The sequence below is a fragment of the Pseudogracilibacillus amylolyticus (SeqCode) genome (assembly GCF_051918545.1).
Lineage (GTDB): Bacteria > Bacillota > Bacilli > Bacillales > Amphibacillaceae > Pseudogracilibacillus.
Genome location: NZ_JBPPZG010000035.1, coordinates 1 through 26,271, shown reverse-complemented (window position 1 = coordinate 26,271; position 26,271 = coordinate 1). Strand labels below are relative to the sequence as shown.

Annotated in this window: 23 protein-coding genes; all 23 read right to left on the bottom strand. The window is 35.5% G+C overall.

Features of this window, described 5'->3' with window-relative positions; translation table 11 throughout:
* Positions 1-556 precede the first annotated feature (556 nt).
* Positions 557-1,840: an IS110 family RNA-guided transposase gene (locus ACPYKA_RS06125; RefSeq protein WP_479541479.1), complete on the bottom strand. Its 1,284-nt coding sequence runs from the start codon at positions 1,838-1,840 to the stop codon at positions 557-559.
* A 472-nt stretch (positions 1,841-2,312) separates the two neighbouring features.
* Complete coding sequence (locus ACPYKA_RS06120) at positions 2,313-2,549, bottom strand: YlmC/YmxH family sporulation protein (RefSeq protein WP_479541478.1); 237 nt, start codon at positions 2,547-2,549, stop codon at positions 2,313-2,315.
* A 45-nt stretch (positions 2,550-2,594) separates the two neighbouring features.
* On the bottom strand, positions 2,595-3,806 hold the full coding sequence (locus ACPYKA_RS06115) for a M16 family metallopeptidase (protein ID WP_479541477.1): 1,212 nt from the start codon (positions 3,804-3,806) through the stop codon (positions 2,595-2,597).
* A 29-nt stretch (positions 3,807-3,835) separates the two neighbouring features.
* Complete coding sequence (locus tag ACPYKA_RS06110; RefSeq protein WP_479541476.1) at positions 3,836-4,783, bottom strand: polysaccharide deacetylase family protein; 948 nt, start codon at positions 4,781-4,783, stop codon at positions 3,836-3,838.
* Positions 4,784-4,958: 175 nt separating this feature from the next.
* Positions 4,959-7,076, bottom strand: coding sequence for a polyribonucleotide nucleotidyltransferase (gene pnp / locus ACPYKA_RS06105; protein ID WP_479541475.1), 2,118 nt, complete (start codon positions 7,074-7,076; stop codon positions 4,959-4,961).
* Positions 7,077-7,284: 208 nt separating this feature from the next.
* Positions 7,285-7,554 carry a 30S ribosomal protein S15 gene (gene rpsO / locus ACPYKA_RS06100; RefSeq protein ID WP_479541474.1) on the bottom strand — a complete coding sequence of 90 codons (270 nt, stop codon included), beginning with the start codon at positions 7,552-7,554 and terminating at the stop codon, positions 7,285-7,287.
* Positions 7,555-7,682: 128 nt separating this feature from the next.
* A complete protein-coding gene (locus ACPYKA_RS06095; protein ID WP_479541473.1) occupies positions 7,683-8,630 on the bottom strand; it encodes a bifunctional riboflavin kinase/FAD synthetase in 948 nt (315 codons plus the stop codon).
* Position 8,631: 1 nt separating this feature from the next.
* Positions 8,632-9,552, bottom strand: coding sequence for a tRNA pseudouridine(55) synthase TruB (gene truB, locus ACPYKA_RS06090; protein ID WP_479541472.1), 921 nt, complete (start codon positions 9,550-9,552; stop codon positions 8,632-8,634).
* Between the two features lie 75 nt (positions 9,553-9,627).
* Positions 9,628-9,972, bottom strand: coding sequence for a 30S ribosome-binding factor RbfA (gene rbfA, locus ACPYKA_RS06085; RefSeq protein ID WP_479541471.1), 345 nt, complete (start codon positions 9,970-9,972; stop codon positions 9,628-9,630).
* A 39-nt stretch (positions 9,973-10,011) separates the two neighbouring features.
* On the bottom strand, positions 10,012-10,290 hold the full coding sequence (locus ACPYKA_RS06080) for a DUF503 domain-containing protein (protein ID WP_479541470.1): 279 nt from the start codon (positions 10,288-10,290) through the stop codon (positions 10,012-10,014).
* Entirely contained in the window at positions 10,287-12,398 is a 2,112-nt protein-coding gene (gene infB / locus ACPYKA_RS06075; RefSeq protein WP_479541469.1) for a translation initiation factor IF-2, read from the bottom strand. The genes ACPYKA_RS06080 and infB overlap by 4 nt, the downstream gene beginning before the upstream one ends.
* A gap of 20 nt (positions 12,399-12,418) precedes the next feature.
* Complete coding sequence (locus ACPYKA_RS06070; RefSeq protein ID WP_479541468.1) at positions 12,419-12,718, bottom strand: YlxQ family RNA-binding protein; 300 nt, start codon at positions 12,716-12,718, stop codon at positions 12,419-12,421.
* A 2-nt stretch (positions 12,719-12,720) separates the two neighbouring features.
* Positions 12,721-12,987: an RNase P modulator RnpM gene (gene rnpM, locus ACPYKA_RS06065; RefSeq protein WP_479541467.1), complete on the bottom strand. Its 267-nt coding sequence runs from the start codon at positions 12,985-12,987 to the stop codon at positions 12,721-12,723.
* 15 nt (positions 12,988-13,002) lie between these two features.
* Complete coding sequence (gene nusA, locus ACPYKA_RS06060; RefSeq protein WP_479541466.1) at positions 13,003-14,214, bottom strand: transcription termination factor NusA; 1,212 nt, start codon at positions 14,212-14,214, stop codon at positions 13,003-13,005.
* 17 nt (positions 14,215-14,231) lie between these two features.
* On the bottom strand, positions 14,232-14,702 hold the full coding sequence (rimP, locus tag ACPYKA_RS06055) for a ribosome maturation factor RimP (RefSeq protein ID WP_479541465.1): 471 nt from the start codon (positions 14,700-14,702) through the stop codon (positions 14,232-14,234).
* 304 nt (positions 14,703-15,006) lie between these two features.
* Positions 15,007-19,296 (bottom strand): PolC-type DNA polymerase III, encoded by a 4,290-nt coding sequence (locus tag ACPYKA_RS06050; RefSeq protein WP_479541464.1) that lies wholly within the window; start codon positions 19,294-19,296, stop codon positions 15,007-15,009.
* 418 nt (positions 19,297-19,714) lie between these two features.
* On the bottom strand, positions 19,715-20,986 hold the full coding sequence (rseP, locus tag ACPYKA_RS06045; protein WP_479541463.1) for an RIP metalloprotease RseP: 1,272 nt from the start codon (positions 20,984-20,986) through the stop codon (positions 19,715-19,717).
* 243 nt (positions 20,987-21,229) lie between these two features.
* Entirely contained in the window at positions 21,230-22,024 is a 795-nt protein-coding gene (locus ACPYKA_RS06040; protein ID WP_479541462.1) for a phosphatidate cytidylyltransferase, read from the bottom strand.
* A gap of 16 nt (positions 22,025-22,040) precedes the next feature.
* Entirely contained in the window at positions 22,041-22,796 is a 756-nt protein-coding gene (locus tag ACPYKA_RS06035; RefSeq protein ID WP_479541461.1) for an isoprenyl transferase, read from the bottom strand.
* Positions 22,797-23,008: 212 nt separating this feature from the next.
* Positions 23,009-23,566 (bottom strand): ribosome recycling factor, encoded by a 558-nt coding sequence (frr, locus tag ACPYKA_RS06030; RefSeq protein WP_479541460.1) that lies wholly within the window; start codon positions 23,564-23,566, stop codon positions 23,009-23,011.
* 2 nt (positions 23,567-23,568) lie between these two features.
* Positions 23,569-24,291: a UMP kinase gene (pyrH, locus tag ACPYKA_RS06025; RefSeq protein WP_479541480.1), complete on the bottom strand. Its 723-nt coding sequence runs from the start codon at positions 24,289-24,291 to the stop codon at positions 23,569-23,571.
* A gap of 81 nt (positions 24,292-24,372) precedes the next feature.
* A complete protein-coding gene (gene tsf, locus ACPYKA_RS06020; RefSeq protein ID WP_479541459.1) occupies positions 24,373-25,257 on the bottom strand; it encodes a translation elongation factor Ts in 885 nt (294 codons plus the stop codon).
* A 110-nt stretch (positions 25,258-25,367) separates the two neighbouring features.
* Complete coding sequence (rpsB, locus tag ACPYKA_RS06015) at positions 25,368-26,135, bottom strand: 30S ribosomal protein S2 (RefSeq protein WP_479541458.1); 768 nt, start codon at positions 26,133-26,135, stop codon at positions 25,368-25,370.
* Positions 26,136-26,271 lie beyond the last annotated feature (136 nt).

The window sequence follows — 26,271 nt, the reverse complement described above, 5'->3', positions numbered from 1 at the left end:
CGGAAATACATTCCGCTTTCCGCAGGCGGCTGATGAGCCTTCCGACGTACAGGACGTACTAGTGTCGATGACGTCACGGGACGTCCTAATGTCGGCGTAGAACCACAGGACGTGACCGCCTCTAGCCGACCAGGAGTCTCCATGTATTTCCTCCCTCTATAAAGTCCATTTATCTTCAAAATGCTTCTGTTTTCTTAGAATTTCACTAACATCTATACTGATTTGTATTGGGTGATACATAACCAAAGATAGGAGACTGAATTTTCAAACATGGTTAACCCCATCCTAACGACCAAATTGTTAATATTTGGTAATGAATTGTATATAACCATGCTTCATTCTCCACACAATTTGTGGTCGCTCACCCTCCCATTTCTCTCGGGATTGTTATCCATACATTCCTTCGTCCTGCGTATCCACAAGGTGGAGGTCGGAAAAGCTCCGCTGCTGGGTCATATTGCCCGTACTGAAAAAAATGAACTCCGACTCTGCATTGTTGGTGTTTGTTCAGTCTAGAAACACAAAAACATTGATCTATTAATTTCTTTCATAAAGCCTAAGCTACCTGTAACGTTTCGATTTGAGGTATTCCCTTTAATAACTTATTTCCATCAAATTCACACTGCTTTTTACCAATTGCGAACAGTACACGTATTAGCTTCCCACACAACGCAATAAGTGATTGTTGTTTCTTGAGTGGGTTGGTGGGACGGGTTGTATAATACTTGTGCAGCGCCTTAAACGTTGGATTATTGGCCACAAGAGGTCTTATCGCTATATATAAGGCTTTTCGCAATTTCTTTCGTCCTCGTTTGCTTATTTTAGTTTGCCCTTTGAATTTACCAGAACTATGTTGCTGTAACGACAATCCTGCCAAGTTCACCAATTGTTGCGGATGCTGATAGTTAGCGAGATCCCCAACTTCTGATAAAAAGGTGGCTACTGTCATCTCTCCAAGCCCTTTGATAGCTATCATTTCTTTGGCTCCAGGTATATCTTCCATTAGTTCTGTGATTTCTTCTTCCAGCTCTTCTAATTGTTTATGATGCAACTCATATTGGTCTAGGAGGCTTTGTAATTCTTTCCTAGCGAAACGCAATCCAACTTCGATGCCAACGCTGTTCTTAGCCATTTCCACTAATAAAGTGGCTCGTTTGATACCAATTCCACTTTTGATTACGGTTCTCCATTGAGCTACTATTTCTTCTGGAGTCATTTGGCGAATGTCCGAAGGAAAAGGAAACTCCCGTAACGTAAATAGCGCGGTTTTACCATCCCATTCTTTAAATACATCATTAAACTCCGGGAAATATCGCTGGATATGGTTTTGAATGCGCCCATCAATGACGATTAGTTGCTTGGTAAGCTGATCTCTTAATTTGATTCCTTCTCGTAATTCTGCATAAATGCCATCGAGAAGGTTAGGTACAGAGTATCGCCCATCCTTCACAAGCTGTGCAATGACACGCGCATCCTTGGTGTCATTTTTCGATGGTGAGTTATCATCAAACTCTTTGGACTTTTTAACGTGCATAGGGTTAACCAGCACAAAGTTAATGTCTTTAGCTTTTAAATAATAAGCAAGACTTAGCCAAAACTGTCCAGTTGGTTCTGCACCAATAATTAAATCACTTTTATCATGCTTCTTTTGTAGCCTGGAAATCCAACTTAAAAGCTGTTCAAAGCCATGTATGCGATTATCAAAGACCAATCTCTTCCCGAATTCGAAACCTCGATCATCTAGTGCACGTGCTACGTGTTGTTCTTTAGCAATATCGATTCCAACAATTAAAGTATGTGGAGTAATTTGTGATAATTTGTGATTTAGATTATAATTCATTTGAGTCCTCTCCTTGGTATTTTATTTAGGGTCAATGCATTGACACCCTAACTATACCAAGAGGGCTCTTTTTTGTTCAACCTTCAAATTCCTTTAATTACAGGAATGCTCCGCTGGGATAGATTTATTGGACAAAAGACAATTCTTTAATTTGAGAATTCATACTAGCGTAGGCAGAATACGTAGACTCCTGTGGGAAGAGCACGAGTCCGAAGACCCCGCAGCGGTGGTTCTTCCGCGAGGAGGCTGAGGCCGTGCCCACGGAAAGCGAAGTATTCTGCCGAAGCGGTATATACATCGCAACTTTGTTTAGATATTTACAGAGCAAATTAACCTAAAGTTACTGCACATTTTATGGATAGTAGTATAAGAACAAAAAATCCGAACTAATACAAACTTTTAATTAAAAAAGCCTGTTTGATAGTTCGGATTTCTCTGTGACTAGAACACTTTTTCTCAGTCACCATATTTATTATTCATCAAATTCAATTAAAATAATATCTTCACCAATTTTTTTAATCATATCCCATGTAATTACCGATTCTGTTTCTTCTTTTTTCAAGCCAAACCATTTATAACTTGAAATAATAAACGATTCTATCTTCCCGGTTTCAGTATTTATTTGTAAATCCGTTTGTCCCAAAACACCGAGTCTCTCTCCAGTGTTTATACTTATAATTTCTTTACCGCTTATATCCTTATAACGCATAATTTTCCCTCCTGTACGTAATTTTACAACAGGTAGAAATATTGATTAAGGTACGATGATACTTTCCGCATAATCTTGTAAAAACAATTGCTCCATAACTTCATTTATTGTACTTCGGTCTACTGCATCGATGTCATTAATAATATCGTCTAATGAACGTTGTTTTCCTAACAATAATTCATTTCTTCCATTCCTGCTCATTCTGCTATTCGTACTTTCTAAACTAAGCATCATATTGCCCTTTAATTGTTCTTTACTATTCATAAATTCCTTATCTGTTAATCCTTTTTCCGCCAATTGCTGAACTGTTTGTTTAATAGTCGTTTGTAAAAGGTTGAGTTGCTCTTTATTTGTTCCAGCATAAATGGTTAATAAACCGCAGTCTAAATAAGCAGCATGGTAGGAGAATACAGAATATGCTAATCCATGTTTTTCTCTTACTTCTTGAAACAGCCTAGAACTCATCCCCCCACCAAGGATACTATTTATGATTAACATTGCTGAAATTCTAGAATCATTAATTGCAAGTCCTTGATAACCTAAACATAGATGCGCCTGTTCCGTCTCTTTATTTTTAATTATTTTGTTTGCAAGGAACGTCGGCTTTCCACTTTTAAAACTACGATTAGAATCTTTAAAGGTACTGAAAAGACTCTCAATCTTATAAATAAAGTCATGCTCAACATTTCCAGCAACTGAAACTACGATATTTTTCGGTGTATAAAATTCTTTCATATAATCGATTAATGTTTTTCTTGTAAACGACTTTATTTGTTTTTCTGTTCCGATAATTGGTCTTCCAAGCGGATGATTACCAAAAGAAGCAGTTGCTAATAAGTCATGAACATGATCATCTGGGGTATCTTCATACATTTTAATTTCTTCCATAACAACTTTTTTCTCACGCTCAATTTCGTCCTCTAAAAATGTTGAATTAAAAAGCATATCTGTTAACACTTCAAGCGCATGTTCTTTATAAGTATCGACAACTCGAGCATAAAAACAGGTATATTCTTTTGAAGTAAAAGCATTTACTTGACCACCGATAGAGTCAAATGCTTCTGCAATATCTTTAGCAGTTCGATTTTTTGTCCCTTTAAAAAGCATATGCTCTAAAAAATGTGATATCCCATTATTTTGTTCTGTCTCTTGTCTTGAACCAGTACGTACCCAAATACCTATCGTTACAGAACGTACTGTTGGGACAGATTCTAATACGATTCGAAGGCCGTTTTTGCTTCTGTAAGTTTCGATCATCGTGCTTCCCCCTGTATTCCAATTATGTATTATCTATTTTCATTCAATAAACTTTCAATTGTTCCAATACTTAAATCTTTTTGCTTTATCTCTTGTATCAATGGAGCTAATCCTTGTGCAACAGGTTCCGTTGGATGCATTAATATGGTTGCTCCAGGATGAATATTGTTGATAACTCGGTTAATCATAACAGAAACAGATGGATTCTTCCAATCTATCGTATCAACTGTCCATAAAATTGTTTCCATATCAAGGTCGTGAGCAATGTTGACAACATTATCATTAAAACTTCCACTGGGTGGGGCGAACCATTTAGGTTTTACATCAATAATCGCTTCAATAATGTCATTCGTTTGTTCGATTTGTTCCCGTATCTCACTTGAGGACATTTTAGCCATGTCAGGGTGGTTATAGGCATGATTTCCAATGACGTGGTTTTCTTCATGTATCATCTTAACGATATCTTTATTTTCTTTCGCCCATTTTCCTTCAATAAAAAAAGTTGCTTTTACATTTTCATTTTTTAATATTTTTAGTATTCCGGGAATATATTCCGTTCCCCAAGACACATTTATTAATAAGGAAACCATTTCTTTTTCTGGATGTCCTCTGTAAATAGGAGAAGCAGGTAAATCATTTAGTGAAACGGAGGGTTTAACCTCATCAAACACAAGCATGGATGCATCGAAGGAGCCTTGCTTTTTCATCGTATCATACGACTTTTTAATATTCACTTTTCGTCCATTTCTTGCAGGTGTTTTTTTCCAAACCCGATCAATATAAGCATCTTGGGGTTCTTCATTATACTTTTTTGTACTTGCTTTAATTTCTTCTAATAATTTATCATTATCCTTTGTTACAAAGATGGCGCTATTATTAAACAAAAAATTGTTTTTTGGTGCGATAATAACAGTTAAAACAATTAATAGAAGTAAGATAGCGTACAAGTTTAATTTTTTTACTACTTTCATAGACATCACCCCTTGTCTAAGCTTATGACAGAGAGGATACCTATATGACTTGTACCGAAAGTTGAAAGAACAAAGGCGCTGGAGCCGGGCATGGCTATTCCCACAACCAGCCTACAATTTTATAATTTCCCAAGCAATTAAAAAAGAAACTGGGTTTCCAGCTTCTATTTAATACGCTTCATTATTTAGACTTCAGTTTTTCTTTACTATCTCGTTCCTCTTTTAGGACATCTTTTCGGGATAAGTTTACTCTACCTTGTTGATCAATTTCTTTTACTTTCACCATAATTTTATCACCAATGGAAACAACATCTTCTACTTTATTTGTTCGCTTATCTTGAAGTTGTGAAATATGAACCAATCCATCTTTCCCTTTAAACAGTTCAACAAAAGCTCCAAATTTCTCAATTCTTTTTACTGTTCCTAAATAGATTTGTCCAACTTCAACCTCTCGAACAAGATCTTCAATTATTTTCTTCGCTTTTTCATTCATTTCTTGATCCGTCGAAGCGATAAAGACTGTACCATCTTGTTCAATATCAATTTTTACGCCTGTTTCTTCAATAATTTGGTTGATTTGTTTTCCGCTTGGTCCGATTACATCCCTAATTTTATCAGGATTAATTTTCATCGTAATAATTTTTGGTGCATATTCCGATAACTCTTTATTCGGTTTATTAATTGTTTCCATCATCGATTCTAATATTTTTAGTCGACCGACTCTTGCTTGTTCTAACGATTCTTGTAAAATTTCTTTAGATAATCCTTCAATTTTAATGTCCATCTGGATGGCAGTAATACCTTTTTCTGTACCAGCAACTTTAAAATCCATATCCCCAAGTGCGTCTTCAAGCCCTTGGATATCTGAAAGAATCGAATAATTTTCACCATTTTTTACAAGTCCCATTGCAATTCCTGCTACTGGTGCTTTTATTGGGACACCTGCATCCATCATTGCTAACGTACTTGCACAAATACTCGCTTGGGAAGAAGAACCATTTGATTCTAACACTTCAGAGACAAGACGGATTGTATAAGGGAATTCTTCATCCGATGGAACTATTTTTTCTAACGCTCGTTCTCCTAATGCCCCGTGACCAATTTCTCTTCGACCTGGGCCTCTTATCGGTCCAGTTTCACCTACACTGAATTGCGGGAAATTATAATGGTGCATAAATCGTTTCGATTCTTCTAGGTCTAGTCCATCTAAAATTTGCACATCGCCTAATGCACCGAGCGTACAAACACTTAGCACTTGCGTTTGTCCACGAGTAAACAGACCGGATCCATGCGTTCTAGGTAAAATATTTATTCTCGAAGAAAGTGGTCGGATCTCCTCCGTTTTTCTACCGTCTGGACGAATTTTTTCCTCTGTAATTAAACGTCTAACTTCTTCTTTTACTAAATGATCTAACGTTAGTTTTACATGTTTAATTGTCTCTTCATCTTCTTCATCATACATAGAGAGCGTCTCTTCTTTAACTGCTTGGATGGCATCTTCTCTTGCGTGTTTTTCTTTTACTTGAATAGCTTCATCAAGTTTTTCTTTTATTTTACTTTCAACATCTTGTTTTATTTCAGCATCAATTTCAAATACTTCAATTTCTGATTTTACAACGCCGACTTTCTCAACAATTTCTTCTTGGAATCGAACAAGACGATTAATTTCTTCATGAGCAAACATAATCGCATCGAGAATTACATCTTCTGATATTTCATCTGCTCCAGCTTCTACCATGTTAATCGCATCTTTTGTACCAGCAACCGTTATTTCTAAATCACTTTTTTCTTGCTCATCAACGGATGGATTAATAATAAATTCTCCGTCTACTCGACCAATATTTACTCCGGCAATCGGTCCATTAAATGGAATATCTGAAATCGATAATGCGATTGATGAACCAATCATTGCTGCAATCTCACTGGAACAATCTTGATCCACGCTCATTACAGTACTAATTACTTGAACTTCATTGCGGAATCCATCTGGAAATAGTGGTCTAATTGGACGATCAATTAATCTTGAAGATAGAATAGCCTTTTCACTTGGTCTACCTTCTCGTTTAATAAAACCGCCAGGAATTTTTCCAACAGCATAAAGACGTTCTTCATAATTTACAGTTAACGGGAAAAATGGTAAGTCTTTAGGTTCCTTTGAAGCTGTTACTGTCGCTAATACAGAAGTTTCACCATACTGTATCATACAAGCCCCATTTGCTTGTTTGGCCAATTCTCCTACTTCAACGATGAATTCTTTTCCATTTATGGTAGTAGAGAAAACTTGTTTTGCTTCTGACATCTAATTGTACTCCTTTCAGTGCTACTACTGTTAATATTTTATCGGTTTTATAAATAAAAGTAAACGTATCCTTGTCATAGTATAGGTAATTTAACGAAATTTAATAAATGAATGCTAAAACTAGTTGTTAAATATGTAAAACATTCATTTATGCATTTTATAAAAAAAAGCAGGATTTCTCCTGCTTTTTAAGCCTTTTAACTTCGCATTATCTACGTAAGCCTAGCTTTTGAATAACATCACGATAGCGGGTAACATCGCTTTCACGTAAATAATTTAATAAGTTACGACGTTTACCAACCATTTTTAATAAACCGCGACGTGAATGGTGATCTTTTTTATGGATGCGTAAATGTTCGTTCAAATTATTAATTTCATCAGTAAGAATTGCAATTTGGACTTCTGGAGAACCAGTGTCGTTTTCATGTACTTTAAATTCATTAATAATCTCTGTTTTACGTTCTTTTGAAATTGCCATATTGGCACACCTCCTATTAGTAACTATTCTATATCCCCATTCCCCTAGCAAACGTTGGAGAAACGATTTGCCAAGCGAAGGTTCCACAAAGTATAGATTAACTTGTTTAACGACAAATTGCAAGTGATTTAATGATCAGATTGTCTAAAATAATTTTGAATTGTCGCTTCATCATCTTTAAGCTGTTTGATTAGCTCATTTAGGCCATTAAATTTTATTTCATCTCTTATAAATTGATACCATAAGACTGAAATGCTTTCACCATATATATTACCTTCAAAATCAAAAATATAAACCTCAACAGATGGTTTTAAATCACCTGTTTTAAATGTTGGCTTTACACCTAAATTCGCCATTCCTTCATAGATGGTATTTTGATAGTTAACTTTTACAGCGTAGACTCCTTGTTTGGGTAATAATTTTTCTTCGTCAATGTTAAGATTAGCAGTTGGATACCCTAACTTTCGTCCTCGTTTGTCTCCTTCAATTACAATCCCCGTACTTTCATACGGTCGACCAAGTAATTCATTTACTTTAGAAACGTCCCCAGAAGATAATAATGTACGAATTCTAGTAGAACTTACTTTTTCGTTTTCCTCTTTAACAGGATCGATCGATGTAACTTTAAATTTGTTCTTAGAGATGCTTTCTATATTTTCCATATTTCCTGCACCTTTGTGTCCAAATGTAAAATCAAATCCCGCAACAAGATGTTTAATATGTAAGCCAATAATAAAATGGTCAATAAATGCTTCTTTCGACAGAACGGATAACTCTTTATTAAATGTAATTAAGTAGAGCCTGTCCACTCCAATTTCCTTTAAAAGTGCTTCTTTTTCTGCAATCGTAGTAATATATTGAACCGGTTTATCTGGGCTGTTTAAAACAACAGAAGGATGCGGATGAAAGGAAATTACCGCACTTTCTTTTTGTTGTGCTCTCGCTTTATGTACAGCATCTGTAATAACCTCTTTGTGACCTTTATGTATCCCATCAAAAAATCCAATAGCGGCAATCGTTTCAGGTAAATCTTCCTTTTTCAAATGATGTGGATAGGTTAGTTTTATCGTTTTCATATTATTCACCTACGTTCTTATGAACATTAAAAACCCGAACAGGTTTTATTTCGTGTTCATTATTTTGATGTTTTTCATAAATAGCTAATAATTTATTATTATACATTACTTTAAAGGGACTCGTTGTTGGTACTTTTTCCGAAATAGGAAGTTTTTGACCTTGTAAAATTTTTGTTCTTATCTTTGCATCAACTTCGAAACTAGGTAAATGCTTTACTCCTCTTTCAATTGGCAAAATTAATTCATCTATCTTACCCTCATTTAACTTAGTTTCAATTTCTGTAAAGGTGACGGTTTCCTGTAATGTAATTGTATCACTTTCAATTCGTTGTAAATAGGACATATGGGATGGAAAACCGAGCTTTTTTCCAATGTCAACACATAATGTTCTAATATAAGTACCTTTTGAACAAGTAACTTTTATCCGAAAAATAGTATTTTCTTTTCGCTCGGACAGAGCTAACTTTTCAATATCATAAATCGTTACATGTCTTTCTGGACGTTCTACGTCTATTCCTTGTCTTGCGTATTCATACAATCGTTTTCCTTTTACTTTCACCGCTGAGTAAATAGGAGGAGTTTGTTTAATTTCTCCTTTAAATTGCTCTAATGCGTGATAGACCTCATTATCAGAAGGTGGATGAATAACAGGCTTTTCTTCCACTACCTCACCATCACTGTCTTCCGTAGTCGTTGATTTTCCTAAGCTTACATCAGCAATATAAACTTTTTGTAAACTTAACAGAAATGGAATAATTTTTGTTGCCTCACCAATACAAATTGGCAGAACACCTTCCACATTCGGATCTAACGTACCTGTATGTCCAATTTTTTTTATTTTTAATAACTTCCTAGCTTTCATAACACAATCATGAGACGTAAACCCCTTAGGTTTGTATAACGGTAAGATGCCATGTAACATCTTTGCTTCCCCTTTCCTAAAAAAACGGACAAAAATCTGACCCATCCATTAACTAAAAGTAGGGTCAGATTTTTATTATTCTTTATTTAATTTGCGGAGAATGGAGTCAATTTTATTGCCATACTCATGTGCTTCATCAAATTGAAAAACAACTTCCGGAGTTTTTCTTAGACGGATCCGTTTCCCTAGCTCGGAACGAATAAATCCACTTGCTTTGGACAGACCGACAAGAGTGGCTTGTTTTTCATCTTCGTTTCCAAGCACAGAGATAAAAACGGTAGCATGTTGCAAATCATTTGTAAGTTCAACATCTGTCACCGTAACAAACCCAACCCGGGGGTCTTTTATTTGACGATTTAAAATATCGCCTACTTCTTTTTTCATTTGTTCGGCCACACGATTCGTTCGCATATTTTCCATTTCTTTCACCCCAAATTTATGACATGATAGAAAGCCAATTTATAATCGGTCAATCGTCGTAATTGTTCTTTCTAGACCCGGATCATGATCAATTACTTTGATCACTTCTTGAATGATTTTTTCGGCGTATAATAATTCATTCGCCACTGTGACAATTGCAAGCTTCGTTCGTTGCCATAAATCCTGAAACTCAATTTCTGAAATAGAGACATTAAAGTCTTTTCGAATTCTTGCAATTAATCGTTTGATAACAGAACGTTTCTCTTTTAAAGAATGTGTATTGTAAATTTTGCATTCTATTTCTGCATATACGATCATGTTCTGTCAATTTCCTCCATGACAAATGCTTCGATAATATCTCCAACTTTAATATCATTAAAATCTTTAATTGTAATTCCACACTCGTAGTTTTGGACAACTTCTCTTACATCATCTTTGAAACGTTTTAATGCTAGTATTTCACCTTCAAATAAGACAATACCATCACGGATTAATCGCACACTAGAATTTCGTGTTATCTTTCCGTCGGTTACATAGCTTCCTGCAATGGTACCGATCTTGGATACTTTAAACGTTTCTCTTACTTCCGCTTGCCCGATTACTTTTTCTTCATATTCTGGATCAAGTAATCCTTTCATTGCCGCTTCCATTTCTTCGATCGCTTTATATATAACTCTATGGAGACGAACATCCACTTTTTCAGATTCGGCTGCTTTTTGTGCATTCACATCAGGTCGAACATTAAAGCCAATGACAACAGCATTTGAAGCGGAAGCAAGAATAATATCAGATTCAGTAATTGCGCCAACGCCAGAGTGAATGATATTAATATTTACATTTTCTACTTCTATTTTTCTTAAAGAAGCAGCTAAAGCTTCCGCGGATCCTTGAACATCTGCCTTAATTATAACATTTAAATCTTTCATTTCACCTTGTTTAATTTGTTCAAACAAGTCGTCCAAACTAATTTTAGTCTGGGAGCCACGACTTTCAACAATATGCTGTTGCTGTCTTGTTTCCCCAATCTGTCTTGCTTTTTTCTCATCTTCAAATACTAAGAACTGATCTCCTGCCTGAGGTACTGCATTAAGACCGGTAATTTCAACAGGTGTTGATGGTTCTGCTTTTTCAATACGCTGTCCGACATCGTTTACCATTGCTCTAACACGGCCATACGTGTTACCAACAACGATAGAATCTCCGACAGAAAGCGTTCCATCTTGAACTAAAAGACTTGCAACAGCCCCGCGCCCTTTGTCTAATTGCGCATCTATAACTGTTCCGAATGCTGGTTTATTCGGATTTGCTTTTAATTCTGCCATTTCCGCAACTAATAGAACCATCTCAAGTAACTCGTCAATTCCTTCCCCTTGAATTGCTGAGATTGGTACAAAAATTGTATCTCCGCCCCAATCTTCTGGAATCAACTCATATTCAGTTAATTCTTGCATCACACGATCTGGATTTGCTGTTTCTTTATCCATTTTATTTACAGCAATAATAATTGGAACACCAGCAGCTTTAGCATGGTTTATTGCCTCTACAGTCTGTGGCATTACACCATCATCTGCAGCTACAACTAGAATTGCAATATCCGTTACTTCAGCTCCGCGGGATCGCATGCTTGTAAAAGCTTCGTGGCCGGGAGTATCTAAGAAAGTAATTTTTTTATCATTGCTTTCGGCTTGATATGCACCAATATGTTGGGTAATACCACCGGCTTCACCTGCCGTTACTTTCGTGTGACGAATGGAATCCAATAATGTTGTTTTACCATGGTCAACGTGTCCCATAATTGTTACCACTGCAGGACGTTCTTGTAAATCTTGCTCCTTGTCCTCTTGACGGTATTTCTCAAAATCTGTGTCTTCTAGAATAATTTCTTTTTCTACCGTTACTCCGTAATCACTACAAATTAATTCAACCGCATCATCATCTAAATCCTGGTTTTTGGTCGCCATAATTCCTAAGAACATTAATTTTTTAATGATTTCAGAAACGTCTTTATGAAGTTTGTCAGCCAAATCATTTACAGTTAGTGTCTCACTGTACACGATATGCTTCGGAGTTTCATGTTGAGACTTGACTTGTTGTTCACTATTACTTTTCTTATTCTTTTGGTTTTTCTTATGCTGTTTTCCTTTTTGTTTTGGCTGTTGCTTTGGTTTTGGGCGATTTTTTTGTTTCTTGTCACCAGTCTGTTTTTTCGTGATTGTGGCTTTATTGGAATCCACTTTTTGTTTCTCTTGTTTCTTTTCATTATGTTCTGTTTTATTGAACGTTTTATCTAATTTATTGATCGTCTCCGCAGTAATAGAAGACATATGATTAGATACTTCGATGTTCATATTTTTCAATTGATCAATTACTTCTTTACTTGTCACATTATTTTTCTTAGCATACTCATATATTCTCATTCTACCCATACGTTCACCCCCACAAATATTTATAGAAGTAGACATTTTAGTTTCGTTGCAAATCCTTCATCAAGAATAGCAACGGCAACTCTATCTGATTTTCCTATAGCACTACCTAAAATAGTCCGATTATCTACTTCTATATAAGGAATTTGAAAAGTATTACATTTATCAGTTAGTTTCTTTTTCGTACTCTCACTAATATCATTTGCAATTAGTACTAACTTTGCTTTGTTTGTTCTAATGTCATAGATAATAGTGTCTTCCCCAGTTGAACATTTCCTAGCACGATAAGCTAAGCCAACAATATTTAAATAATTGTTTTTCATCTTTATTCGCCTATAATCTCTTTTAATTCTGCATACAAACTGGGATCTATTTTTACTTTAAATACTTTTTCTAAAACGTTATTTTTCTCAGCTTCTTCAAACACTTCTTTATCAATCGAAATATAGGCTCCTCTACCATTTTGCTTACCGGTAGGATCGATAAAAACTTCCCCTTCTTTATTTCTGACGATTCGGATCATTTCTTTCTTCGGTTTTAATTCATTTGTCACGATACATTTTCTCTGAGGTATTTTTCGTTTCTTTGTCATGATAAAATCCCCCCATTAATCGAATAAAGAATTATCTTTGTGATCTGCTTCTTCGTCTTCATCAGGTAGCAAACGCTCATCTTCATCTAGAAGCAACGTTTCATTAGCTGTTTCTTCCCCTAATAAATGATCTTCCTCGAACTCATTCGATAAGAAATTATCATCTTCAGTTCCTTCTGTTAATAATCCTTCTTCTTTTGCTACTGTTTCACTTTTTATATCAATTTTCCATCCCGTTAATTTAGCCGCTAAACGAGCGTTTTGCCCACGCTTTCCGATTGCAAGGGATAATTGATAATCTGGAACAATGACAGTTGTTGCTTTATTTTCCTCATCAACGAGAACGTCGATCACCTTCGATGGACTTAAAGCGTTAGAAACATAAATAACAGGATCTTCTGACCACTCCACAATGTCAATTTTTTCACCATTTAATTCATCCACAACTGCTTGAACTCGCTGCCCTTTAGGTCCTACGCATGAGCCAACAGGATCGACATCAGGGTTACTAGCATATACAGAAATCTTGGAACGGTCTCCGGCCTCTCTTGAAATTGACTTAATCTCCACAATACCTTCATATATTTCCGGTACTTCCATTTCAAATAATCGTTTTAATAAGCCCGGGTGGGAGCGAGAAATAAAAATTTGCGGTCCCTTATTTGTATTCTCTACCTTCGTAACAAAAACTTTTATACGATCATGTACAAGGTATTCTTCCGTTGCAATCTGCTCTTGTTTTGCCAATTTCGCTTCGATTTTTCCTAAATCAACGTAAACAAAATTAGGATCGATTCTTTGGATAATTCCTGTCATAACATCTTCTTCTCGGTCAGCATATTCATTATAAATAACGCCGCGCTCTGCTTCCCTAACGCGTTGGGTAACAACTTGCTTTGCAGCTTGAGCAGCAATGCGACCGAAGTTTTTTGGTGTAACCTCTATTTCAACGATATCTCCTATTTCATAGCCTAAGTTTATTTCCTTAGCTTCATCTAATGAAATTTCTTCTTGCTCGTCCTCCACTTCCTCGACAACTGTCTTTCTAGCGTGGATTTGCATGGTCCCTTCTTCTTCATCAAACTTTACGGATACATTGCCAGCTGATTTGAAATTTTTCTTATACGCAGATATCAATGCAGCCTCTAATGCATCCAACAGCGTAGCTTTATCGATCCCTTTTTCTTTTTCTAAATAATCTATTGCACTGAACAACTCACTGCTCAATTCTATTCATCCCCCTTTTACAACATCACAGCAAGTCTTGCTTTTGCAATCTTTTCATAAGGTATTTGAACTTGCTTTATGCGATGTTTAAATTTGTAATCAATTGTCGCAACATTATTCGAGAAATCTTTTAAAATTCCTTCATATTCTTTTTCACCGTCGATATGAACATATAAAGAAACATAAATATTCTGATCAATGTTCGCTTTAAAATCTTCTGGTGTTTTTAACGGTTTTTCAGCACCTGGTGAACTAACTTCTAAAAAATAAGTTCCTTCTATCGGATCTTGTTCATCAAGTTTTTCACTTAAACGTTCTGACACAATACTGCATTCCGTTAAATCAACACCACCCACCTTATCAATGTAGATCCGTAAAAAGTTATCCTTACCTTCTTTAACATACTCAATATCTTCTAGTGTCAACTTACGCTCGCTTAAAATTGGTTCCACTAACTTCTTAACCTCTGTTAATATTGCCTCTGCCATATCGATTCCTCCTCTATGTATCATTTATCTTAGTATGAACAAAATATAATTTTTCATTTTTTAATTAACATAATAAAGATACGTTGAATAGCGTAAATGTTTGATTCACTTTCAAAAGTTCGCTATAAGGCGGGTGGGTTAACAACGCCGTAAAGATAAAACCCCCGCCGAATCGATGGCAAGGGGAAAGAAGTGTGTTGATTATAGAAGAAAGAGTGGGAAAACCCACTCTTTTTACTCGGCATTTTTACGACATTCCTGTGTCAGTATAACATAGTTTCTGTTCGAAAACAACTGTTTCAATTTAAAAGAGAGAAAGTTGGTTTTCTTCTTCCATTCCTTCCAAACAACCATGTGCATCTAAGTATTGAAGAACGGTTTTAGAGATCTTGCTTCTTTCACGTAAATCTTCTTTTGACAGGAACTCTCCATCTTCGCGTGCTTTTACAATATTGATTGCTGCATTTGTTCCTAGCCCATCGACTACATTGAATGGAGGAATTAGCGTATTTCCATCCACTATAAATTCTGTTGCACTTGAACGATACAAATCTACTTTTTGAAAACTATACCCGCGTTCACACATTTCTAGCGCTACTTCTAATACGGTTAACAAACTTCTTTCTTTAGGTGGAGCATCATTTCCTTTTCCCTTAATCTCATTAATTCGATTTCTAAGCGCCTCGGATCCCTTAACCATCGTATCTAATTCAAAATCACTTGCTCGAATTGAAAAATATGCTGAATAAAAGAAGATGGGATAATGAACTTTAAAATAAGCAATTCTTACCGCCATAAGGACATATGCTGCTGCGTGTGCTTTTGGAAACATATACTTTATTTTTTTACACGATTCAATATACCATTCAGGTACATTAGACTTGCGCATCTCATCTATCCATTCATCTTGCAAGCCTCTTCCTTTACGGACTGATTCCATAATTTTAAAAGCTAAGGAGGCTTCTAACCCTTTTTGCATCAAATATACCATAATATCATCACGGCAACCAATTACATCCCCAATTTCACAAATCCCATCATTAATTAATTCCTGAGCATTTCCAAGCCACACATCTGTACCATGCGATAGTCCTGAAATAATTACAAGCTCTGCAAATGTACTTGGTTTTGTTTCTTCTAACATTTGTCTAACAAAGGCTGTTCCAAATTCAGGTACACCTAATGTACCTGTTTTACAATCAATTTGTTCCGGTTTTATTCCAAGTGGTTCGGTACTTGAAAATATTTTCATTACTTCCTCATCATCAATTGGTATTTCTTTTGGATCAATTCCACTTAAGTCTTGCAGTTTTCTTATAACAGTTGGGTCATCATGACCTAGTATATCCAATTTTAATAAATTGTCTTCAATTGAATGGAAATCAAAATGAGTTGTTTTCCATTCACTATTTCGATCATCTGCCGGATACTGAATCGGCGTAAAGTCGTATATTTCTTTATCATTTGGAACAACGATAATTCCTCCCGGGTGTTGGCCTGTCGTCCGCTTTACTCCACTACAACCGTGGACGAGCCGGTCAATTTCTGCACCCTTGAAATGAATATTTTTATCTGTTGCGAAGCCTTTTACATACCCATAAGCCGTTTTTGTTGCGATCGTTCCAATTGTACCCGCTCTATATACATAATCTTCCCCAAACAATTCTTTTGTATAATTATGTGCAATTGGCTGATATTCTCCGGAGAAATTTAAATCTATATCCGGTACTTTGTCTCCTTTAAATCCTAAGAACGTTTCAAAGGGAATATCTTGCCCGTCTTTTTCTAAAGGCTCACCGCAAGTTGGACAGTTTTTATCAGGTAGATCAAAGCCACTTGCATACGTGCCATCAGTAAAAAACTGATTATAATGACATTTCCTACAAACGTAATGAGCAGGTAACGGATTTACCTCAGTAATTTCGGTCATCGTTGCAACAAGCGAGGAACCGACTGAACCCCTAGAACCAACTAAGTAACCATCGATTAATGATTTTTTTACAAGTTTATGTGAGATTAAATAAATGACGGCAAAACCATGACCAATAATACTGTCAAGCTCTTTCTTAATCCTTGCTTCAACAATCTCGGGTAATGGATTGCCATAAATTGATTGTGCTGTATTATATGTAAGCTCTCTAATTTCTTCTTCCGCGCCTTCAATACTAGGTGTAAATAGATCACTTTTTATTGGTGATATTCGCTCAATTTCTTCAGCAATTTGATTAGGATTCTTGACTACAATTTCGTAAGCCTTTTCTTCACCTAGAAATGAAAATAAATCTAACATCTCATTTGTTGTTCTAAATGGTGTATTTGGTAATGTTACTCGATTTAATGGATTCCCTTTCTGTGAGGCAATTAAAATTTCCCGATATTGTTTTTCATGATCCTCAATATGATGAACGTTCCCAGTAGCTACTACAATTTTGTTCGTTCGTTTACCGAGTTCAATAATGTTTCGAATAATATCAATAATTTGTGCTTCGGTCTGTACAATCTCCCTTTCAATCAGGTGATAGTAATTTTCTGGAGGCTGTACTTCTAGGAAATCATAAAAATCGGCTATTTCTTCGGCTTCATCAACGGATTTTTGAATTAATGTCTCGAATATTTCTCCTTGATCACAAGCAGAGCCAATGAATAATCCTTCTCTCATTTTAGTAAGTAGAGAACGTGGAATCCGCGGAACTCTATAAAAATATTCTGTGTGCGAATAAGAAATTAATTTATATAAATTTTTTAATCCTATTTCATTTTTAGCGAGAAGAATACAATGATACGGTCTTGAATGCTGGTAACTATCTCCTTCGCCGATATGATCATTTAATTGGTTCAAATTATTTATCTCTTTTTCTTCTAAACGCTCTGTTAATTTCCAAAATAAATATCCTGTCGCTTCTGCATCATAAATAGCCCGGTGGTGTTGCGTTAATTCAACATCCAGATGTTTACATAATGTGTTCAAACGATGGTTACCAAGTTCCGGAAAAAGAAATCGTGCTAGTTCAAGTGTATCGATGACTGGATTTTTTATTCGAGGATAATTAATTTTGGTATATCCTTGATTTAAAAAACCGATATCAAACGTGGCATTATGAGCGACTAAAGTACTGTCTCCCACCCACTCATGAAATTTCTTTAGTACATCGTCTACTTCTGGTGCACCTACAAGCATATCATCAGTAATTCCTGTAATATCGATTATTTTTTCAGGTAAAGAACGGTGTGGATTAGCAAAACTTTCAAATCGGTCAATAATTTCACCATTTCGTATTTTCACACCAGCAAGTTCTATTATCGTGTCATAAACGGAAGAAAGTCCTGTTGTTTCAACATCAAAAACGACATACGTTTCTTCTTTTAATAATAAATCTGTACTGTTATAAGCGATAGGAACTCCGTCATCAACAACATTTGCTTCGACACCATAGATTACTTTAATATCATTCGCTTTTGCCGCCGAATGAGCTTCCGGAAACCCTTGAACAGCAGCATGATCTGTAATCGCGATGGCGGAATGTCCCCACTTTGCAGCTTGGGAAATGAGCCGTGTTGGACTGACGACGGCATCTAATTGGCTCATCGTTGTATGGGCATGGAGTTCAACCCGCTTTTCACCTTCATTTGCTTTATCCATCCGCAATTCAACACTTACTTGCTGAATATCATTTGCCATCATCGTTAATTCATTAGAATAAAGGTCTGTTTGGATTCGCCCACGTGCTCTAATCCAAATACCTTCTTTTGCCTGTCCAAAAACAGCTTCATCCTCATCATTACGAGAAAACATCTTTATTTCAAGTGAATCTGTATAGTCCGTAGCTTTTAAAATTAGAAGACTCCTACCTGAACGCAATTTTCTAACTTCCGACAGAAATACATATCCTTGTACCGCAATTCTTTTTTCTTCTTCCGTTATTTCTTCCATTTTAACAACATCATCAGGAATATCATAACCGATTTTAAATTCGACCGCTTTCGTGAAATTATCCTTTTGTTCTTGTCTTTCTTTTTGTTGCTTAACAGCATTTAAAACAAATTGTTTATCTTCTTCGATTGTTTGTTTACGGAAGTTTTCCAGTTCTTGTTTTTCTGTATTTATATGAAAGTTTAACGTATATTTTTTTAATCCGATGTGCTGGCAATATTTTTGAAATCCTTCTTCAACTTTTCTTTTTAAAGATACAGCTTCAGCTTCTGTTTTAACATTAAATATCATGATGTTGTCTTCTATTTTCGGCAGTTGTTTCAATATTTCCAAATGGTTAGGTAAGATTGCTGGAAATTTCTTTAGAAAATAGTTCCAATAATTTATTAGTTCCGTCTCATTGCAATGTTGATTTTCAGTTTCAATTGTTAATTGGACTGCTGCTATTTCTTGGAAAGATTCTTGTAAACTATCATAAAAATGACGATATATTTCAAAAGGCAAAACTGCTTCCACCCAAACATGAAAATGCCAAATCTTTCTTTTTTTATAAACAACTAATTTGCGCAGCTCACTCGACTTAAAATAAGTATCTTTTATTTGGTCTGGAAAACGCAGTTGCTCTAATAGTATTTCCATCTTTTTCTCATATGAAAGACTCATGGTCGATTCCTCCAATAAAAATATAAAAATAATGGGGACAAATATAATATAAGTACGTGTTCAAAAAGGAGAATGAAAAGGATCCGTCGGCTAAAGGCGCTGACACTAGCACGTCCTGTGCGTCGGAAGTTCGAGGCGGCGCAGTTTCGAGCAGCGGAGAAACAAGCCAACAAGCTTCCACAGGATATGGTGACTTCGACGTTCGACACAGGACGTGTCGGTATTTAGTCGAAGTTCCCCTAATGCAGTGTCATTTTTACCGAACTTTTTGAACATCCTCTATATGGATTGATCGAAAGGCGAGAAAATCGTTGAAAAAAGGCACCACTTCCATGAAGTGAAAAGAAAGCCATTCCAACGATTTCTTTCTAAGTAGATAATAACATATAAATTTGCTTGTCTAACGATGCATTATTAATTATAAAAACAACCGTTGAATATCATTCCATGTAACAACGATCATTAAAAGCATTAATAAAGCAAAACCAATTACATGAACGAATCCTTCTTTTTCTGGAGCAATTGGTTTTCCGCGTACAGCCTCGATGGCGATAAACAACAATCTCCCACCATCAAGTGCGGGAAGAGGCACAAGGTTAATGATCCCTAAGTTAATACTAAGCATTGCCGTCCACATCAAATAATTCATAAATCCTGTTTGAACTACTTGATTGGTAACATCATAAATACCTACTGGACCAGACAGCATTTCAATCGATAATTGTCCAGTAACTAACATAAATAAATTTGTTAAAATTAATTTTGTTGTTTCAAAAGTCTGTAAAAATCCATGCTTTAATGTTTTAACAAAAGATTTTTCATACGCTGGTAACACACCAACTTGACCGATTTTTACTTCTTCTTCATCGATATCTTCAAGTATTACTTCCTTTGGTATAACAGTGAGTGTCTCTGTTTGATTATTTCGTTTAACAGTGATATCAACTTCTTGCCCTGCACTTGCCTGAATGATAGATGTAAAATCCTGCCATGCTGTAACAGAACTGCCTTCGACTTGAATAATCTCATCACCAGGTTGAATTCCCGCTTCTTCTGCAGGACTGTTTGGCTGAACTTCTCCGATGACCCGTTCAGAAGGAATACCTTGTACGAGGCCAATAATGATAAAAATGATAATTGCCAAAATAAAATTCATCATCGGACCCGCAAACAACTGCATCGCTCGTTGTCCGACCGTTTTTGATGCAAATTGTCTATCATACGGAGCAATTTGGGTTTCTCTTTCATCCATGATAAAAAATGCTTTTCTATCTACGGCAAAACGTTGTACATTTGTTTCATCACCAACATTATAACCATCAATAAATAAGTCATGATCCAAATCAACGGACTCCACTTCAATTAAATGGGCATTAGGATGTTTGTCTTTATTGTTAACAATTATTTTATTTACTTTTCCTTCGTCATTAAACTCAAGTCCAATATGATGACCAGGTTTTAATTCAATTATTTCCGGATCATCTCCGGCAACACGTACATACCCACCAATTGGTAACAACCTGATTGTATATAATGTTTCATTTCTAGTAAATGAAAAGATTTTAGGTCCAAACCCTATCGCAAATTCTCTTGCTAACATTCCAGCCCTTTTGGCAAAAATTAAATGACCCCATTCATGAACAGAAACAAGCAGTCCAAACATTAATATAAACGCTATAACCGTAGTCAAAAAAAACACTCCTTTTTCAGCGTAAAAAGCTAAAACACCATACCTTTTTAGGTCAACACCTCAGAAAACTTGACTTATCGCTAAAGTAAACATGCCCTTATCACTAGGGGGATGCCGACGGTTAGGCAGAGAGCCTGTTCTTAGTCGGCCTTCCCGGCGAAAGACAGAGGTGATGTTGCACTTATGCTAAGTAAGTGCAATCCTTAGTTGCACATATGTGAGTCAAGAAAGTTTGATGCTTTCTTATCTGCTTAAAAAAAACTGAATAATATACAAAACAATTAAAACAAATAATAAACTGTCTAAACGATCTAAAATACCACCATGCCCAGGAAAAATTTTCCCAAAGTCCTTCACATCATAATGTCGCTTTATCGCTGAGGCAACTAGATCTCCTAGTTGTCCAACAATGGATATCACAACAGTTATGACGATAATTGCTAAAAACGATTTATCGAAAGGATAAACTAGTTGAAAAACAACGGATACCATTAAAGCGATTATAATACCGCCCAAAGCTCCTCCAATTGTTTTATTTGGGCTAATCTCAGGCCATAACTTTCTTTTTCCAAAATATTTTCCTATAAAATAAGCACCTGTGTCTGTTGCCCATATAATAAATAAAATAAATAAAAAATAATTTAATCCCTCTAGCCTTGTTATTAATAAATAATAAAATGCTGTACCGATATAAAGCGTAGAAAACACTAAAAAACTTGCTTGGTCAAACGTAAATTTATTTTTTGAAATTACTGTCATAACTAAAAGGATAACAACAAATAGCATAATAATATCGTATTTAGTTAGGACAAGATTTGACACTGTAATATTTTCTCCTGGATAAATTAGTAGCCAAAGAAATATACTTGATACAATGAAATATAAATTATTCTCTTTAAAACCATACATCCGGATTAACTCATATAACGCAATGGTAGCCAATAAGTATGAGATTAATAAAAAAGGCCAGCTACCATATAGTATTATAGGTACTATAATAATTATTCCAATAATTGCTGTTATCAATCGCTGTTTCACTAAAGCGTCAACTCCCTCATATGCCTCCGTATCTTCTTTTTCGGCTTTGGTAATCACAGAGAGCTTGTTTAAATATTTCCTCATTAAAATCAGGCCATAATGTGTCTGTGAACCAAAATTCCGAATAAGCTAGTTGCCACAACAAAAAATTACTTAATCGCTGTTCGCCGCTAGTACGGATGAGTAAATCAGGATCTTGTAAATCTTTTGTATATAAATATTTTGTCAACGTATTTTCATCAAGAGATTCTTTATCGATTTTTCCATTTTCTATATCACTAATTATATGTTTCATCGCACGGACCATCTCATATCTACTTCCATAATTTATAGCAAAATTCAGCAAAAGTCCATCATTATTTTTCGTTTTTTCTTTTGCATATTGAATTGCCTTTTTTGTATGATCTGGTAATGAATCAAATTCTCCGATCGTATCTATCCTTACATTATTTTCCATCAATTGAGGTAAATAGATATGTAAAAATTCTTTTGGGAGTCTCATTAAGAAATCTACTTCTAGCTTAGGTCGTTTCCAATTTTCTGTCGAAAAAGCATACAGCGTTAAAATTTTAACTTGATACTTTACTGCTGCACGGACAATTCTTTGAACTACATCCATTCCTTCTTTATGTCCTGCAATTCGGGGTAGTCCTTTTTTGCTAGCCCATCTGCCATTTCCATCCATAATGATAGCAACATGGTTTGGTATGTTATCTATAATAATTTCGTCTTGCGTTTGTTTACTATTAAAAAAAGGTAACCTCATAGACATCATTTGTCCCCCAAAAGGATTAAACTCTAACATAACTACAATAAATCCCCTATAGTGCGTGTTCATCCTTAATGATACTATATGAAAATTTACAATAATTAATATGTAATTAACGTTATTTCGAGTAGAAATCCTAAGTTGTTATTTAAAATTATAATCGATAATCATTTATAAAGTGAAATAAAAGCCCTCTTAAAACAAGAGGGCGATTTTTACACTTCCATAATTTCTTCTTCTTTGTTTTTAGCCAGCTGATCGATCTCTTCGATAAATTTATCTGTTTCTTTTTGAACATTATCTTGATACGTTCTTAATTCGTCTTCTGTGATACTTGCGTCTTTTTCTAACTTTTTTAGTTGATCGTTTGCTTCACGGCGTAAATTCCTTATTTGAACCCGAGATTCTTCTGCGTATTTTCCGACTACTTTTGTTAAGTCTTTTCTTCTTTCTTCCGTTAATGCAGGAATATTTATTCGAATAACATTACCGTCACTGGATGGTGAAAGTCCTAGATCTGCTTTTTGGATCGCTTTTTCGATTTCCCCAATTGCAGTCTTATCATAAGGTGTAATGACAAGTAATCTTGCTTCTGGCGCTCCCACTTGTGCTAATTGATTTAGTGGTGTTGCTGCTCCGTAATAATCAACAAATACATTATCTAAAAGACTTGGATTCGCTCGTCCTGCTCGAACTGTTGCTAAATTTCTACTAAAAGCTTGAACTGCCGTTTCCATTTTATCACGCATAGCTTTTAATACATCACTTGGCATTTTTATTTCCCCCTTATCGTTGTCCCTAGAACTTCGCCTTCAACAACCCTTTTAATATTTCCTTCTTCCGTAATTGAAAACACGATCAATGGTATATCATTATCCATACATAAAGATGAAGCAGTAGAATCCATTACTTCAAGCCCTTCATTTAGCATGTCCATATACGATAGTTTATCATATTTTTTCGCTTGTTTGTTAACTTTAGGGTCATCACTGTATACACCGTCAACATTATTTTTCGCCATTAATATAACTTCAGCTTCTATTTCAGCGGCTCTTAAAGCAGCTGTTGTATCAGTCGAAAAGTAAGGATTTCCAGTACCCGCAGCAAAAATTACAACGCGTTTTTTTTCTAAATGTCGAATTGCTTTTCTTCTAATATAAGGCTCGGCAACTTGTCTCATCTCGATAGAAGTTTGTACTCTTGTCGGTATACCCATCGATTCTAAACTATCCTGAAGAGCAAGAGAATTCATCACAGTTGCTAACATTCCCATATAGTCCGCATTAGCCCTGTCCATTCCCATTTCGCTACCAACTTTACCGCGCCAAATATTACCACCGCCAACAACAATAGCAATTTCAATCCCTAATTCCGCAACTGCTTTTACTTGCCTAGCTATTGATTGAATTACGGAAGGCTCAATTCCATATCCTTTATCTCCACTAAGAGCTTCTCCACTTAACTTTAATACAATTCTTCGATAACGCGCCGTCATAATAACCTCCAAAAAAATATAATGATCTATGTAATTATATCATGAAGAAATAGGGAACACCATTGTGCTCCCTATTCATTTGGATTATTTCTTCATTTGACTCATAACTTCTTCTGCAAAGTCTTCTTCTTTCTTCTCAATACCTTCTCCAACTTCGTAACGTACAAATTGCTTAACAGTTGCCCCTTTATCTGCAACAAACTTTTTAACTTTTACATCAGAATCTTTTACAAATTGTTGATCGAGTAGACAAATTTCTTCAAAGAACTTACCTAGGCGACCTTCGACCATTTTTTCAACAATATGCTCAGGTTTACCTTCATTTAGTGCTTGTTCTTTTAAAATTTCTCTTTCACGGTTAACCTCATCTTCTGCTACATCTTCCCGTGCAACGTACTTAGGGTTTGCTGCCGCAATATGCATTGCAACATCTTTAGCTACTTCTTCGTCATTTGTTCCTTCCAATAAAACAAGTGCACCAATGCGACCACCCATATGAAGGTATGAACCAAATACATCATTATCTGATTTACTTAGTAAAGCAAAACGGCGTAATGTAATTTTTTCACCAATTGTTGCTACGACTGAGTTAATATATTCTTCAACAGTTTGGTTTGAATCAGCTAGATTTTGCTTAAGCACTTCATCCAAGTTCGCTGGTTTTTCATTAACAATATGTTTTGCAAGATCAGCAACTAAAGATTGGAAGTTTTCATTTTTTGTAACAAAGTCTGTTTCACAGTTAACTTCTAAAAGAACAGCGTCGTTCCCATTTATTTCAATAAAAGTAGTCCCTTCTGCAGCGATTCGGCCAGCTTTTTTGGCAGCTTGTGCAGCACCACTTTTACGTAAAAAGTCAATAGCTTCTTCCATATTACCATTTGTTTCAGTTAGTGCTTTTTTACAATCCATCATACCTGCACCAGTTTTTTCACGTAATTCTTTAACCATTTTTGCAGTAATAGCCATTGAATAATCCTCCTATGTTTTTTATCATTGTAGTCATTTAAGACATTTTCCAAAACAACTAATCTGTAAAAAAGGTGATAAAAGGTTATCCCCTTATCACCTCTACCAACTTACTCTTCTACAGCAACTTCTTCTGCTTTTTCTTCTTTATTTTGAGTAGCTTCTTCTGCCACTTCTTCTTGTTCATCTATTTCAGTGCCTTGTCTTCCTTCTACAACTGCATCTGCCATTTTAGATGTTAGTAATTTAACCGCACGAATCGCATCATCATTAGCCGGTATTACATAATCGATTTCATCTGGATCACAGTTTGTATCAACAATTCCAATAATCGGTATGTTCAACTTACGTGCTTCAGCAATTGCAATACTCTCTTTACGTGGGTCGATTACAAATAGAGCATCCGGTAATTTTTTCATATCTTTAATTCCGCCTAAAAATTTCAATAGACGTTCTTTTTCTTTTAGTAATTCTACAGTTTCTTTCTTCGGAAGTACGTCAAATGTACCGTCTTCTTCCATACGTTCAATATCTTTTAATCGATTAATTCTTTTACGGATAGTTCGGAAGTTTGTTAATGTCCCACCAAGCCAACGTTGGTTTACATAAAACATACCAGAACGATTTGCTTCCTCACGAACTGATTCTTGTGCCTGTTTTTTTGTTCCAACAAATAAAACAGTACCTCCGTCAGCAGATAATTGTCTTACAAAATTATATGCTTCCTCAATTTTCTTAACCGTCTTCTGTAAATCGATAATATAAATTCCGTTTCTTTCTGTGAAAATGTATTTTTTCATTTTCGGGTTCCAGCGACGTGTTTGGTGTCCAAAATGAACTCCAGCTTCTAATAATTGTTTCATTGATATAACTGACATTCTATTTCCTCCTTTGGTTTTTCCTCCGTTTAAATCTTATTTGTACATAACCAAAACTTAAGGCACCAATGTACAAATCATTAAACGTGTGTAATATAGTTGGTCAATTATTACCATTGTTAAATTACCATACTGA